We start from the raw sequence: 14,270 nt of genomic DNA on the forward strand, positions 1-14,270 counted from the left end.
GTACATCGAGGCCGTGGTCGCCGCGCTGCCCGGCTCCGCGGAACGGAAACCGTTCACCCAGCACAGGTCGGAATGCACCGATCCCACCGACGACGGCCCCAAGGACGCTTCGAGATCTCCGCGACCTACGAGATCACCGGCCTCGAACCCGCACGGTTCGGCGAATACTTCGACGCGATCGTCCAGTGGTGGTCGGCTCACGACTTCGCGGTCCTGACGGATTCGCGGCCTAAAGATCAATACGTGTTCGTCAGGAACAAGGCGGACGCCTTCGACATGACCGTGCAGGCGAACGACCTCGGCAAGTTCTACGTCGGCGCCACCTCCCCCTGTGTCTGGCCGAACGGCACCCCCGAACCCCAGGCCCTCGAAACCGCCGAGCCCGAACAGCCGGTCGCCGCTCCCCCGGAGCCGGAGCCGGTACGCAAACCGCGTCGCGCTCCCGTCGACGACGAGGACTTCGCCCAGACGAACTGGACCGACGGCGGCACCTCCTTCTGACCGCTCGCCCAAGTACGTGAAGGTCGAGTTTCCTCGGCTGAGCCGAGGGAAGGGGCCTTCACGCGCAGGCGCCGTGGCTGCTGGTGCATATGGGACGCTCGTGGCGATCATCAAGTCCGTGAAGGCCTCCTTGAGGGACCCAGAGTCCCTCAAGGAGGCCTTCACGGACCTGCCCAGTGGCCCATCCGCAGCCAGGACCGCTCGTGAGTGGCCCGGCCGGTTCTAACCGTCCTCGCCACTCACGAGGCCCGGCCGGAGACCAGCCGTTGGGAAAACGGGTCGCCCCGCCGCCACCCGGCCTCTACCCTCCGGCCGTGACCGCCGAACTCGCCGCCGCCCCCAGCCAGCACGTCGCGCGTCGCGGCCGGGGCATCACGCTGATCCTGCTCGCCGCGCTCTTCTTCGGCACCTCGGGTGTGCTGGGCAAACCGGCGATGCAGGCCGGGTTGTCGCCGGAGCAGGTCGCGGCGATCCGCATCGGGCTGTCGGCGCTCGTGCTGCTCTCGCTGGTCGCCGTCTTCCGGCCGAAACTCCTGAAAGTCACGAAGAACGAGTGGCCGCTGCTGCTCGCGTACGGCTCGCTCGGCGTCGCGGGCGTCCAGCTCATGTACTTCCTCTCGGCGGGCCGGATCCCGGTCGGGATCGCGATCCTGCTCGAGTTCACCTCACCGGTGCTGATCGCGTTGTGGGTGCGGTTCGTGCGCCGGGTGCGCCTGCCGAGGGCGATGTGGGCGGGGATCGCGCTGGCGATGACCGGGCTCGTGCTGGTCGCGCAGGTCTGGGAGGGACTCAGCCTGGACGTCCTCGGGTTGCTCGCCGGGCTCGGCGCGGCCGTCTGTTCGGCGGGCTACTTCCTCCTCGGCGAGCGTGGCGTCGCGGACCGGGATCCGCTCGGCATGGTCACCTGGGGGATGACGATCGGCGCGGTCCTGGTGTGCGCCGTCGCCCCGCCGTGGACGATCCCGTGGGGCGTCCTCGACGCGCCGGCGACGTTCGGGCCGTGGGAGCCCCCGGTGTGGTCGTTGCTGATCGCGTTGGTGCTGATCGCGACCGTTCTCGCCTACGCGACGGGCATGGCGGCGCTCCGTCATCTCCCGGCGTCGGTGGCGAGCGTCGTCGGGCTGGTCGAGCCGCTGATCGCCGCCGCCGCGGCCTGGCTGCTGCTGGGCGAGGCACTCAGCTGGATTCAGGCCGCGGGCGCGGTGGTGCTGCTGACCGGCGCGTACATCGTCCAGCTGAATTCGAACGTGGTCCAGACGGACTCAACCCTGCTGGAAGCCCCGTAGGTCACCGATCTCCTGCTGCTGCGAACGCGAAGTCGTCGCGGCGAGGTCGCGGGCGTCGGGGTTGCGGCCGTGCTGGGTCTCGGCGTCGGCGATGCGCACACCCGCCTCGCGCTGGCGCAGCAGCCGCGCGACGAACTGGCGGTCGAAGTCCTTTCCGGACAGTTTGGCCAGTTCCGCCATGTCGCCGGGGCTGACGTAGCCGTCGCGCTGGACGTGTTCGAGGTTCGGGTCGTCCGGCGCGGGCTGCCCCCACGCCTCGATCAGCCCGGAGAGCCGGGCGATCTCCGGTTCGTGCGTGTCGATGATCCGCTTCGCGAGCGCCTTCAGCTGGTCGTTCGCCGCGCGGGTTTCCGCCAGGGAAGCCAGATCCACGCCCTGCTGGTGGTGTGCGAGGGCCTGCCGCGCGAAGGCGAGATCGGCGTCGTTGAACGGGACGGCGGCCTGCTGCGCCACCGGTGACGACCCGGGAGGAGCCGTCTGCGACTGGGGTGCCTCGTCCGAGCAGCCCGCGAGCGCGACGGCGGCCAGGGCGACGGCGGGCAGGAACCGGAGGACGGCGTGCGGCATCGAAGAGCTCCTCGGAACGCGCGGTGGAGGTGCCTAGGTTGGCAGAGTCCACATCGGCCTGTTCACCTGGGGTTGCGCAAACACTTTTCCTTCCGGCCGCGCGGTGCGACAATCCCGCGATCCGCCGCCACTCCGACAGGAGGTCACCGCGACATGGGTCCAGATTCCGGCTCCGAACGGGCGGGACTGCGCCCGGACCTGCGGCAACGCCACGTACGGATGATCGCCCTCGGCGGCATCATCGGCGCGAGCCTGTTCATCGGCAGCGGCGCGGTCATCCACACCGTCGGCCCGGCGGCCGTCCTCTCCTACGCCATCGGCGGCCTGATCGTCGTGCTGGTGATGCGGATGCTGGGCGAGATGGCGACCGCCTCGCCGTCACAAGGGTCCTTCATGGAGTACGCGCGGACCTCGCTCGGCGGCTGGGCGGGCTTCACCGTCGGCTGGCTGTACTGGTACTTCTGGGTCGGCGTGGTCGCGTTCGAGGCCGTCGCCGGGGCGAAGATCCTGCAGACGTGGATTCCCGTTGTACCGCAATGGATCTTCTCGCTGGTGCTGATGCTGCTGCTGACCGCGACCAACCTCGCCTCCGCCCGTTCGTTCGGGGAGACGGAGTTCTGGCTCGCGTCGGTCAAGATCGCCACGATCGTGGTGTTCCTCGTGGTGGGCGTCCTGTTCGTGCTCGGCGCCTGGCCCGGCGGCTCGTTCTCGGTCGGCAACATCGCGCAGGACGGCTTCCTCGCCAACGGCCCGTTCTCGGTGGTGCACGGGGTGGTGATCGTGATCTTCTCCTACTTCGGCGCGGAGATCGTCACCATCGCCGCCGCCGAATCACGCGAGCCCGAGACCGCCGTGCGCAAGGCGACCTCGTCGATCGTGTGGCGGGTCATCGTGTTCTACGTCGGCTCCGTGACCCTGCTGGTGATGATCACCGGCTGGCGTGACATCCCGACCACGACCAGCCCGTTCGCCGCCGCGTTCGGCCGGTTCGGCATCCCCGCCGCGGAGACGGTGGTCAGCGCGGTGGTGCTGACGGCCGTGCTGTCGGTGCTGAATTCGGGGCTGTACACCGCGTCCCGCATGCTGTTCGCGTTGCGCGGCAACGGCTGGGCGCCGAAATGGATCGCGGACACGAACCGGCGCGGTGTCCCGTGGAAGGCGATCCTGGTGTCCACTTCGGTCGGTTACGTGGCCGTGGTGATGAACTTCGTTTCCCCGGACAAGATCTTCTACTTCATCATCAACTCCGCCGGCGCGGTCGCGTTGTTCGTCTACGCGATCATCGCCGGCTCGCAGCTGCGGATGCGGCGCCGTCTGGAGACCGAAGCACCGGAACGGCTGAAACTGCGCATGTGGGGCTACCCGTGGCTGAGCCGGCTCACCCTCGCCGGGACATTGGCCGTGGTCGCGTCGATGTTGTTCGTGGACGCCGACACCCGAGCCCAGCTCTACCTGAGCCTGATCAGCCTGGCGGTGATCCTCGGCGTCTACTTCATCCAGCGCCGGCGATCCGGCCGAGAGCCCCGTAAAACACCTCTCCGATCTTCGCGGGATCACGGCTGAGGAACGCCTGGCCACCGGCGGGCGCGACGAGCTGCCGGAGTTCGGCCTCGTCGGCGTCCGGGCCGATCCCGATGGCGATCAACGGCACCGGGCGCTCCGGATCGCGCAACTTTCCCAGCTCCGCCACCAGGTTCTCGCGACTGATGCCGCCAGGATCGGTGTTGCGGCCGTCGGTCATCACGATGACCAGGTTCAGCTTTCCCCGCTCGAATTCCTGGTGTGCCAGCCGATGGACGTCGAGGATGCTGTCGTAGAGCCCGGTCTGCCCGTCCGGCACAGCGCGGACGGCACGTAACCGATCGACCGCCGTCAGCTGCTGCTTGACCGGGGCCATCGGCAGGATCTCGCGGTAGTCACGTTCACCGTCCATTTTGGTCGCGAAGGCCAGGAAACGGACCTGTGAGGCAGATTTGAACAAGTGCAACGCGTTCTCCGCCGCCTCCAGCGTGATCCGCAGACGGGACTTCCCGGTTCCCGGGACCGGCGCGCTCATCGAACCGGACACGTCGATCAGCACCTGGACCCGGGCGCTCGCGTTCACCGCGGCCCACTGGCGGAGCGCCTTGTCGACCTCGGCGGCGGCCGGGATCTCGGCACTGCGCTGCCCGTGCGCCTGGATGCGCTGATCGGTTTCGGCCGGCCGCAACGCTTGGCCGCCGGAGGCGCGCAGTTCGTACGGCGTGCCGGTCGCGGCGCCGTAGAGCAGAGCACGCTTCAGTTCCGCGACGGCCTCGGCTTGCCGCTGGGTCGCCCCCGCGATCTCGACGAACGGGTAGTCGAGCGCGGCGGCCGCGGGCGAGTACGCGGCCACCAGCGCTGTCTCGCCCTCGGAAAGCCCGGAATTGTGCCGCAGCACCGCGTTCTCCGACGCGGGGAACACCGTCGCACCGGCCGTGGTGGCGGAGAACTTCCGGAGCAAGGCGACGTACGCGGCCGCCGGATCCGGCGCGTCCTTCGCGACCTCGCGCAGCGCCAGCAACGCGGAGACCCCCACGGGATCACGCACCGGATCCGGCATTCCGGCGACGATCCCGGCGTGGCCCAGCACTTCCGGCCAGGTCGGCGATCTGCGGGGCCAGCCGAGTTCCCGCGCGACGGGTTCGGCGACCGCGAGCACCACGGGCGAGCTGGCGATCGACGGCCCGGAGGCGGGAACCCCGTTGGCGTGCCTCAGGAACAGCGTCGAAGACGGAATCCAGGCCTGGGGCTTGGGCGCGGTTCCGGACAGTTCCCGCGCCAGCTGGAGGGATTCCCTGGCCTGGACGTCGAACGTGACACACGCGAGATCGAGGGCGCGGGCGGCCCGCGTGACGGCCGGGGCGATGTCGGGCGACGCGGCGACGACCACCCGCTCGGGCTCGCAGCCGGGTTCGGATCGCGCCATGGCCACGACCACCCAGGTGGCCGCGCCGAGCACGGCCGCCAGCGCGAGCGCCAGCAGCGGCACCAGTATCCGTCTTCGGGTCCGGGTGGTGGCGTGGCGTCCCATCGGCTCTCCCGGCATGGGGCTCGAGGAGCGTCCGAGGGTACGCCGACAGCACCCCTAGGGGAAGGCTACGACTTTCGGCGTAGAGAAACCCTACCGAGGCGGGAGGTGCCCCGGCGCGGCTCGCGAAACACTTGCCCGGTAAGGAAAGCACTCGAAACCGGGGGAATTCGTGATGAACCGGCCCACTCGTGCGGAACAGCGCAAAGCCCGCAACGCCCTCTTCGGTCAGGCGATCACGGTCGCCTTCGCGCTGCTGCTCGCGTCACGCCTCGTGAGTGGCAAGGACGGTTAGAACCGTCTGTCTGAGTTCAGGACATGTCGGACAGTTGATGTTTCAGGACCTCACGGACACTGACCGGCCTGTCGGTGTGGTGACCAGGGCTTTCGTGGTGATCATGCGACGATGGGCAGTACAGGGTTTTCGATGGATCCTGAGTTCGTCGCCGCGGTCGCTCGGGCGGCCGCGGGCGAGAAGGTCAACGTGGCGCAGTTCTGCCGCGAGCACGGGGTGTCCCGGGACACGTTCTATCGGTATGTGACCCGGGTCCGGAACGAGGCGGCGAACGGGTTCATCCGCCGCAGCACCGCCCCGCACCACCGTCCCACCGCGTTCGGGCGGAGGTGGTCGAGGCGGTGCTGCGGGCCCGCAAGGAACTCGCGGACGAGGGCTGGGACAACGGGCCGATCTCGATCCGCTGGCGGCTGGAGAAGGCCGGGTTCATACCGTTGCCGTCGAAGTCGGCGATCTACCGGATCCTGCGCGAGCACGGCCAGATCGAACCGGAGCCCCGCAAGAGACCCCGCACGAGACGCCGGTTCGAGTACTCCGACCCGAACGGGTGCTGGCAGATCGACGGCATGGAGTACTACCTGGCCGACGGCCAGAAGGTCTGCATCATCCAGATCCTCGACGACCACTCCCGCCTCGACGTCGGCTCCTACGCCGCGAGCAGTGAGAACGGCACCGACACCTGGGCCGCGCTGCAACAGGCCTTCGCCGGCCACGGTCTACCGGTCAAAGTGTTGTCCGACAACGGATTGGCTTTCTCCGGAAAACACCGTGGGCAGATGGTCGAACTCGAACGCCACCTCGCCGAACACGGCGTCACCGCCATCGCCTCCAGGCCCTATCGCCCGCAAACCTGCGGCAAGAACGAACGCGTCCACCGAACCCTGCGGAAATGGCTCGCCGCCCGCCCACCGGCCGAGAACCTTGCCGTCCTGCAACAGCTTCTCGAGGACTACCGCCACATCTACAACAACCACCGGCGCCACCAAAGCCTCGACGGCCACACCCCACGGCAACGCTACGACGCCAGCCCCAAAGCCACCCCCGCCACCGGCCGCGAAGCCCCCAGCGGCCGCACTCAACGCACCGTCTCAGCCACCGGCGTCATCGCCTTCTCTGGCTGCTCCATCGTCCTGGGCCGAAACTGGACCGGACACACAGCCACCGTGTTCTGGCAAGGCGACCGCGTCACCATCATGATCGGCGACACCATCGCCCGCCAGCTCACCCTCAACCGAGCAGTACGCTACCAACCACTCAACAACAAACTGTCCGACAAGTCCTGAAACACATCTGTCCGTGAGGTCCTGAAACAGCACAGACGGTTAGAACCGTCCTCGCCACTCACGAGCTTTAAACGGGGATGACCGTCGGAACGATCATCGGGCGGCGCCGGTAGGTGTCGGCGACCCAGCGGCCGACGACCCGGCGCACGGCCTGCGCGATGCGATGCGTGTCGGTGATGCCCTCGGCCTCGGTCCTGGCGAGTTCCATCTCCACCATCGGGACCACGGCGTCGAGCGCCTTCGGGTCGTCGGAGAACCCGCGTCCGGACACCGTCGGCCGCGTCACCGCGCGGCCGGTGCTGGTGTCCACGGCGACGGTGATGGCGATGAAACCGCCCTCGCCGAGCACGAGCCGGTCGGACAGGGTCGACTCGCCGACGTCGCCGACCGAGAGGCCATCGACGTACACGTGCCCGACCTCGACCCGGCCGGTCCGCGTGGCCTTGCCGTCGACGAGGTCGACCACGACGCCGTCCTCGGCGATCACCACGTTCTCCGGGGCGACGCCGGTGCGCACGGCCAGCTCTCCGTTGGCGCGCAGGTGTTTCCACTCGCCGTGCACCGGCATGACGTTGCTGGGGCGCACCGCGTTGTACAGGTACAGCAGCTCGCCCGCCGACGCGTGCCCGGACACGTGCACCTTGGCGTTGCCCTGATGCACGACGTTCGCGCCGAGCCGGGTGAGGCCGTTGACGACCCCGAAGACCGCGGTCTCGTTGCCCGGGATCATCGAGCTGGCCAGCACGACGGTGTCGCCGGCGCGGATCGAGATCTGCCGGTGTTCGCCGCGCGCCATCCGCGACAGCGCCGACAGCGGCTCGCCCTGCGAACCGGTCGACACGAACAGCACCTTGCCTTCGGGCAGGTCACTGGCCTGGTCGAGGTTGACCAGCAGGCCGTCGGGCACGTTCAGCAGGCCGAGATCGGCCGCGATGCCCATGTTCCGGACCATCGACCGGCCGACGAACGCGACCCGGCGCCCGTGCCGCACGGCCGCGTCGAGCACCTGCTGGACCCGGTGCACGTGGCTCGCGAAACAGGCCACGATGACGCGCTGGCCGACCTTGCGGACGACGTCGTCGAGCACCGGGCCGATGTCGCGTTCCGGCATGACGAAACCGGGCACCTCGGCGTTGGTCGAGTCGACGCAGAACAGGTCCACGCCCTCGTCGCCGAGCCGGGAGAACCCGGCGAGGTCGGTCAGCCTGCCGTCGAGCGGGAGCTGGTCGAGCTTGATGTCGCCAGTGTGCAGCACGACCCCCGCGGGCGTGCGGATGGCCACCGCGAGCGCGTCCGGGATCGAGTGGTTGACCGCGAAGAACTCGAGGTCGAACTCGCCGACCTTGCGTCGCTCGCCCTCGCGGACCTCGATCAGGTTCGGCCGCTGGCGGTGCTCCTTGGCCTTGGCCGCGAGCAGCGCGTTCGTGAACCGCGAGCCGTAGATCTTCAGGTCCGGCACGAGCCGCAGCAGGAACGGGACGGCGCCGATGTGGTCCTCGTGCCCGTGGGTGAGGACGAGACCGTCGATGTCCTCGAGGCGGTCTTCGATCGCGCGGAAGTCGGGCAGGATCAGGTCGACGCCGGGCTGGTCGTCCTCGGGGAAGAGGACCCCGCAGTCGACGATCAGCAGACGGCCGCCGAACTCGAAGACGGTCATGTTGCGGCCGACTTCGCCGATCCCGCCGAGCGCGACCACGCGCAAGGCGCCTTCGGGCAGCGCGGGCGGTGGGGTGGTCGGTCCGGGTCCGGTTGGCAATGAACTCACCGAGGCATGGTCCCTACGCTGGTATGTGAGGTCGGCGCCGTGTAGGCCGCCGCTGAATCTGCTTGTGCCACTCGTGCACCATGCCAGTCACTGGCGGCGCTTTCCCCGAGCGGCACGCCCCCTTGGGCGAGATCGGCGGAAATCGCCTGGAGCTGTTCGTCGCTCGCGGCCACGATGGGCAGCCGCGGGTCGCCGATGTCGAATCCGCGCAGCTTGAGGGCCGCCTTCGAGAACGCGACCCCGCCGACGCGGGACATCGCCCGCAGGACCGGCAGCATGCCGCGGTGGTTGGTGCGCGCGGTGGAGGTGTCGCCGGACTCGTAGGCATCCATCATGCCGCGGATCCGGCCCGCCACGACGTGCCCGATCACGCTGACCACGCCCGCGCCGCCGACCGAGACCCACGGCAGGTTGAGGCCGTCGTCACCGGAGTAGTAGGCGAGCTGGGTGTTCGCGATGACCTCGGAGCCGGCGATCAGGTCGCCCTTGGCGTCCTTGACCGCGAGGATGCGCGGGTGCTCGGCCAGCCGCAGCAGCGTGTCGACCTCGATGGGGACGATCGAGCGCGGCGGGATGTCGTAGAGCATCACGGGCAGTTCGGTGGCGTCGGCGACCGTGGTGAAGTGCGCGTACAGCCCGGCCTGGCTGGGCCGCGAGTAGTACGGCGTGACGACGAGGATGCCGTGGGCGCCGGCCGCTTCGGCCTGCTTGGCCTGCTCGATGCTGTGCGCGGTGTTGTTGGTGCCCGCCCCGGCGACGATCGTCGCGCGATCGCCGACGGCTTCGACGACGGCGCGGACCAGCTCGGCCTTCTCGGCGTCGGTGGTGGTGGGGCTCTCCCCGGTCGTGCCGTTCACGACGAGACCGTCGTTGCCCAGTTCCACGAGGTGTTCGGCCAGCTCCTGCGCCCGCTTCAGGTCCAGCGCGCCGTCGGCGTCGAAGGGGGTGGCCATCGCGGTGAGCACGCGCCCGAACGGTCTTCCCGGCGCTGCGGTGGGTGGAGTGGACATGGTGTGAAGGTACCTCCTGCGAACGCCGGACCCCTTGCCGACGTGGTCGTTCCCGGGAATGCGGGAGATTTTCCGCGGCGAACGCGAACTCGGCGCAAACTCTCTGTGAGCTATTTGACCTTGGTCGTGATCTGAGAGGGGATCTGGCTCCCGTCGGTCTTGGCGAGCAGGCAGTAGTAGCCCCGCGAGTAGCTCGACGAATTCGAGTCGTTCTTGTCCACGGGCCGCTTCCACTCCGCCTCGGTCGGGACGACCGCCCGCCAGGTCAGCGAGGCCCGCTGCGCCGCGGGCACGACGTTCGAGTTGAAGGTCGCCGAGCAGGTCGCCTCGGCGATCCGGTTGACCGCTTCCGCTCCCGGGTACTCGGCGACCTGCGCGTCGTCGTCGCTGGAAGACTCGACTTCGAGCAGTGCCCGCTTGGCGAAGATCTCCAGCAGGTGATCCTTGTCGCAGCTGACCCCGTCGTTCAGGTTGATGCCCTCTTTGAGCGGCACGTTGTAGCAGTCCCCGGACGAACCGAGCTTGACCTGGCCGTTGATGCCGTACGTCAGCGTCGCCTGCGCCTGCGAACTCCCCTCGGGCGCGGCCATCCAGCGGCCGAGGAAGATCCCGCCGACGAGGGCGCCGATCACGGCGACCGCGGCAAGGCTGAGCCACAGCGGGCGCAGGTTGCGCTTCGCCGGAGCCGGGGCCGGGGCGAGCCGCGTCATCGGCTGGCCGGACTGCGGCATCATCGCCGTGCCACCCGAGGGCGGCGTCGGCTGGGCCTGCACGCCCTGTGCGGCCGCGAGCAGGCTGCGCACCTGGTCGTAGGACATCCGCGCCTCGGGTTTGGTGACCAGCAGGCCGAGGATCGCGGCGGCCAGCGGGCCCTGGACGCGGGTCAGGTACGGGGCCTCGGTCATGATCGCGTGCAGGGTCGCCGCGGTGGTCGACCGTTCGAACGCGACGATGCCTTCCGCGGCGAAGAACAGCGTCGTGCCCAGCGACCAGAGGTCGGATTCGGGCATCGCGTCGCGGCCCTCGACTCGCTCCGGCGCCATGAACGCGGGCGAGCCGACGATCATGCCGCTGGTGGTCAGGCGCGGGTCGTCGGCGGCGTGCGCGATGCCGAAGTCGGTGAGCTTCACCCGGCCGTCCGGCGCGACCATGATGTTCGCGGGTTTGACGTCGCGGTGCACGATCCCGGCGGCGTGCGCGGCCCGCAGCGCGGACAGCACCCGCTCCCCCACCAGCGCGATCTGCCGGGCGGGCAGCGGCCCGCGGTCGCGCACCAGGTCGGCCAGCGTCGGCGCCTCGACCAGCTCCATCACGATGAAGGTGGCGCCGTTCTCGGTGACGACGTCGTACACGGTGACGACGGCCGGGTCGTTGAGGCGGCCGCCGGAGCGGACCTCGCGCAGCATCCGCTCCGACAGCACCGAAGCGTCCTCGGGCGCGTTCGGGAACTTCAGCTCCTTGATCGCCACCTGACGGCCGATCACCTGGTCCTGCGCGCGCCAGACGATGCCCATCCCGCCGCGGCCGAGCTCGCCCAGCAGGGCGTATCGGCCGGCGACGATCCGCGCGCCGGAGGCCTGCTGGGTCTGCTGGGGCGGCCCGTACGGACGGGTCTGTTCGTCGGTCAAGGTTCGGTGCTCCTTCGGTTCGCGCAGGATGCTAACTCGGACCCGTTCGCGCTCCGAAAGGTTCCTTCTCCCGGCTGATGGATCAGACCGTGACCTCGTGCCCGGCCTCCCGGAGCGCCTTCACCGCGCGCTCCAGCTCGGCAGCCCGGACCAGCACGTGGTCGGTGTCGAAAGTGGACATCGAGAACAGCGCCACCCCGGCGGCGGCCAGCTCGCTGGACAGCGCCGCGATGACGCCGGTCAGCGTGAAGGCCAGCGGTCCGCGGACCGACAGCAGCCGCCAGCCGTCCTCGACGGTGGCCCCGGCCGGCGCGAGACCGGCCGGGCAGATCACCGACAGCTCCTCCGGCGTCCGCGTGAGGGAGATCAGCACGGGCTCGCCGGGGTCGAGCAGGTTCGCCGGAACCGGCGCGTCCGGGGCGAGGCGGGCGACCGCGTACTCGCCGGGCCGGACGTCGATCGCGAGGCGTCGCATCAGCCCTCGAGAACCTTCGGGCTGGACGCGACCTCGGTGCCGTCGGGCAGCGCGGAGATGGTGAAGTCCGCGAACACGTTGCCCGACGCCTTCTGCAGCTCGCGCAGGCACTCGATGGCGAGGGCGCGGATCTCGACGTCGGCGTGCTCGGTGGCGCGCATCGCGATGAAGTGCCGCCAGGCGCGGTAGTTGCCGGTGACCACGATGCGGGTCTCGGTCGCGTTCGGCAGCACGGCGCGGGCGGCCTGGCGGGCCTGCTTGCGGCGCAGGGTCGCGCTCGGCACGTCGGCGAACTTCTCCTCCAGCCCGGCGAGCAGCTCGGTGTAGGCGTCGACGGCGGCCTGCGAGGCGGCGAGGAACTTCGCGTGCAGCTCCGGGTCCTGCGCGATGACGTCGGGCTCGACGAAGGCGGCGTCGCGCTCCGGCACGTAGCGCTGCGAGAGCTGCGAGTAGGAGAAGTGACGGTGGCGGATCAGCTCGTGCGTCAGCGACCGGGAGATGCCGGTGATGTAGAAGCTGACGGAGCCGTGCTCCAGCACCGACAGGTGACCGACGTCGATGATGTGCTCGAGGTAGCCGGCGTTGGTGGCCGTCTTCGGGTTCGGCTTCTTCCAGGACTGGTAGCAGGCCCGGCCCGCGAATTCGGCCAGCGCCTCACCACCGTCGGCATCGGTCGACCACGGTACGTCGGACGGCGGGAAGAACTCCGTCTTCGCGATCAGTTGAACCTTGGGTGACACGGTCTCGGCCACGTTCGCACTCCTTTTCGACCCCTGCTCCACGACTCCGGGCAGCCTAACCGCAACCATGTTTGACGCCGGGGCGACATCACGGTGACGTCAGGTCTCCTTGACGTGACATCACAAGTGACGTCATAGTGGTGTCATGGATCTGACGCCGTACATCACAAGCCTTCGCGAGGACCTCGCGAACACGGCTTCGGCCGGCGACGAGCAGACGCGGCGCGCTGCCGCGCTGCTGTCGTCGGCGCTGGAGCCGGCCGCCCGCCTGACCATCATGAACGCCCTCGCCGACCTCGCCGCCGAAGTGACTTCCGCGCTGCCGGGGCACGTCGTCGACGTCCGGCTCGACGGCCGCGACGTGCGCGTCGTCGTCACCGGCGCGGGAGAGGGCGCCGAGCGGTCCGCGCCCCGCTCCGAGGCGCCGCGGGAGACCCCGCGCGCGCCCAAGGTGGACACGGGCGACATCACCCGCATCACGCTGCGCCTGTTCGAGCAGGTCAAGGGCCAGGCCGAAGCCGCGGCCGCCTCGCAGGGGGTTTCGCTGAACACGTTCGTCTCGCAGGCCGTCCAGGGCGCGCTGGGCAAGAGCGGGAGCGAGCACTGGCAGCACAAGCAGAAGCCGGGCGGCGGTGCCGGTTCGCACCTGCACGGCTGGGTCCAGGGCTGAGGGGGACGGAAATGACCGAGGAAAACATTCCCGCCGGTGAAGAGACCGTGCGCGTCGAGGATTTCGAGGCCGAGGGCCCGATCGAGGTCGACGTGAGCGTGGCCATCGGCCGGGTGACCATCGAACTGACCGGCGAGAGCGGCGTCCACGCCGAGGTCCGCCGCGACGGCGGCGAACAGCAGCCGTGGGTGGACGGGATGACGAGCCTGCTCAGCTGGGTCGGGGAACGTTTCGGCGACCAGCTCGGCGGTTCGCCGGTGGGGTCGGTGGACGACGCGGTGGCGCAGACGCGGATCGAGAAGGTCGGCAACCGGCTGGTCGTCCAGGCGCCGAAGGCCTGGCAGCTGAAGAACGTCCCGCTCGCCGTGACCGTCCGGGCACCCGCCGGTTCGCATCTGGAGGTGCGCGCCGGGGCGGCCGACGTGACGGTCACCGGCTCCGCCGGGCGGGCCGACCTCATGACCGGCGCCGGCAAGATCGCGCTCGAACGGGCCGACGGTTCGGCGATCGTCCGCACCGGCACCGGCGACATCAAACTCGGGCCGACGCAGTCTGGCCTGCAACTGCGCACCGGCAGCGGCTCGGTCGAGGCGGCCTCGGTGAACGGTTCGGCCACGGTCGCCACCGGAACGGGTGACGTCTGGCTCGGCGAGGTCGCGGGCGAGGTATTGGCGCGCACCGGCAGCGGCTCCCTCTCGGTGGCGGACGCCGCCTCCGGGACGCTGGAGCTGACCACCGGATCGGGTGAGGTCCGGGTCGGGATCCGCGGCGGTGTCCAGGCGGAGATCGACCTCTCGTCGACGACCGGTTCGGTATCGAGCGAACTGGAGGTCGCGGAGACCGCGCCTTCGGAGGTCTCGCTGAAGGTGCGGGCGCGCACCGGCACCGGTGACGCGGTGGTGACCAGCGCGGCCAGCTGAGCCGCGGACCGCAGGGGGATCGAGGGACCTTTGCTCGCACTTTTCCACGGGGGTGGGAGCAAAGGTCCCTCGTGCGTGGTC

Annotated in this window: 13 protein-coding genes and 1 pseudogene; 7 read left to right on the top strand and 7 right to left on the bottom strand. The window is 69.7% G+C overall.

What is annotated here, in order from left to right; genetic code table 11:
• Positions 1 to 72 precede the first annotated feature (72 nt).
• Together MJQ72_RS05635 and MJQ72_RS05640 are read left to right on the top strand one after the other, a co-directional pair.
• Complete coding sequence (locus tag MJQ72_RS05635) at positions 73 to 501, top strand: hypothetical protein (protein ID WP_240598070.1); 429 nt, start codon at positions 73 to 75, stop codon at positions 499 to 501.
• 314 nt (positions 502 to 815) lie between these two features.
• Positions 816 to 1,787 carry a DMT family transporter gene (locus MJQ72_RS05640; protein ID WP_240598071.1) on the top strand — a complete coding sequence of 324 codons (972 nt, stop codon included), beginning with the start codon at positions 816 to 818 and terminating at the stop codon, positions 1,785 to 1,787.
• Here the strand turns inward: MJQ72_RS05640 and MJQ72_RS05645 are convergent.
• Entirely contained in the window at positions 1,764 to 2,354 is a 591-nt protein-coding gene (locus MJQ72_RS05645) for a DUF305 domain-containing protein (protein WP_240598072.1), read from the bottom strand. The genes MJQ72_RS05640 and MJQ72_RS05645 overlap by 24 nt on opposite strands.
• A gap of 153 nt (positions 2,355 to 2,507) precedes the next feature.
• On the opposite strand from MJQ72_RS05645, the gene MJQ72_RS05650 reads away from it, so the two are divergent.
• Positions 2,508 to 3,917 (top strand): amino acid permease, encoded by a 1,410-nt coding sequence (locus MJQ72_RS05650; RefSeq protein ID WP_240598073.1) that lies wholly within the window; start codon positions 2,508 to 2,510, stop codon positions 3,915 to 3,917.
• On the opposite strand, the gene MJQ72_RS05655 is transcribed toward MJQ72_RS05650, so the two are convergent.
• Positions 3,847 to 5,406 carry a VWA domain-containing protein gene (locus MJQ72_RS05655; protein WP_240598074.1) on the bottom strand — a complete coding sequence of 520 codons (1,560 nt, stop codon included), beginning with the start codon at positions 5,404 to 5,406 and terminating at the stop codon, positions 3,847 to 3,849. The two genes, MJQ72_RS05650 and MJQ72_RS05655, sit on opposite strands and share 71 nt — an antisense overlap.
• A gap of 424 nt (positions 5,407 to 5,830) precedes the next feature.
• On the opposite strand from MJQ72_RS05655, the pseudogene MJQ72_RS05660 reads away from it, so the two are divergent.
• Both MJQ72_RS05660 and MJQ72_RS05665 read left to right on the top strand, forming a co-directional pair.
• Positions 5,831 to 5,938, top strand: a pseudogene (locus MJQ72_RS05660) (hypothetical protein); the annotation flags it as partial.
• Positions 5,939 to 6,027: 89 nt separating this feature from the next.
• The gene (locus MJQ72_RS05665) at positions 6,028 to 6,981 is read left to right on the top strand and encodes an integrase core domain-containing protein (protein WP_240598075.1); all 954 of its coding nucleotides are present in this window, start codon (positions 6,028 to 6,030) and stop codon (positions 6,979 to 6,981) included.
• 67 nt (positions 6,982 to 7,048) lie between these two features.
• Here the strand turns inward: MJQ72_RS05665 and MJQ72_RS05670 are convergent, their stop codons facing one another.
• From MJQ72_RS05670 to thyX, 5 genes are all read right to left on the bottom strand, one after another.
• On the bottom strand, positions 7,049 to 8,746 hold the full coding sequence (locus tag MJQ72_RS05670) for a ribonuclease J (RefSeq protein ID WP_240598076.1): 1,698 nt from the start codon (positions 8,744 to 8,746) through the stop codon (positions 7,049 to 7,051).
• Positions 8,743 to 9,756 carry a 4-hydroxy-tetrahydrodipicolinate synthase gene (dapA, locus tag MJQ72_RS05675; RefSeq protein WP_240598077.1) on the bottom strand — a complete coding sequence of 338 codons (1,014 nt, stop codon included), beginning with the start codon at positions 9,754 to 9,756 and terminating at the stop codon, positions 8,743 to 8,745. Before dapA ends, MJQ72_RS05670 begins: the two co-directional genes overlap by 4 nt.
• 110 nt (positions 9,757 to 9,866) lie before the next feature.
• Positions 9,867 to 11,384 (bottom strand): serine/threonine-protein kinase, encoded by a 1,518-nt coding sequence (locus MJQ72_RS05680; protein ID WP_240598078.1) that lies wholly within the window; start codon positions 11,382 to 11,384, stop codon positions 9,867 to 9,869.
• Positions 11,385 to 11,466: 82 nt separating this feature from the next.
• Positions 11,467 to 11,859 carry an ACT domain-containing protein gene (locus tag MJQ72_RS05685; RefSeq protein WP_240598079.1) on the bottom strand — a complete coding sequence of 131 codons (393 nt, stop codon included), beginning with the start codon at positions 11,857 to 11,859 and terminating at the stop codon, positions 11,467 to 11,469.
• Positions 11,859 to 12,611 (bottom strand): FAD-dependent thymidylate synthase, encoded by a 753-nt coding sequence (gene thyX / locus MJQ72_RS05690; RefSeq protein WP_034312167.1) that lies wholly within the window; start codon positions 12,609 to 12,611, stop codon positions 11,859 to 11,861. Before thyX ends, MJQ72_RS05685 begins: the two co-directional genes overlap by 1 nt.
• Before the next feature lie 133 nt (positions 12,612 to 12,744).
• Here thyX and MJQ72_RS05695 point away from each other — a divergent pair, with 133 nt between their 5' ends.
• Together MJQ72_RS05695 and MJQ72_RS05700 are read left to right on the top strand one after the other, a co-directional pair.
• Positions 12,745 to 13,269, top strand: a complete 525-nt coding sequence (locus MJQ72_RS05695; protein ID WP_240598080.1) for a toxin-antitoxin system HicB family antitoxin — start codon at positions 12,745 to 12,747, stop codon at positions 13,267 to 13,269.
• An 11-nt stretch (positions 13,270 to 13,280) separates the two neighbouring features.
• Positions 13,281 to 14,189 (top strand): DUF4097 family beta strand repeat-containing protein, encoded by a 909-nt coding sequence (locus MJQ72_RS05700; protein ID WP_240598081.1) that lies wholly within the window; start codon positions 13,281 to 13,283, stop codon positions 14,187 to 14,189.
• Positions 14,190 to 14,270: the final 81 nt, after the last annotated feature.

This window comes from Amycolatopsis sp. EV170708-02-1, from assembly GCF_022479115.1.
Taxonomy (GTDB): domain Bacteria; phylum Actinomycetota; class Actinomycetes; order Mycobacteriales; family Pseudonocardiaceae; genus Amycolatopsis.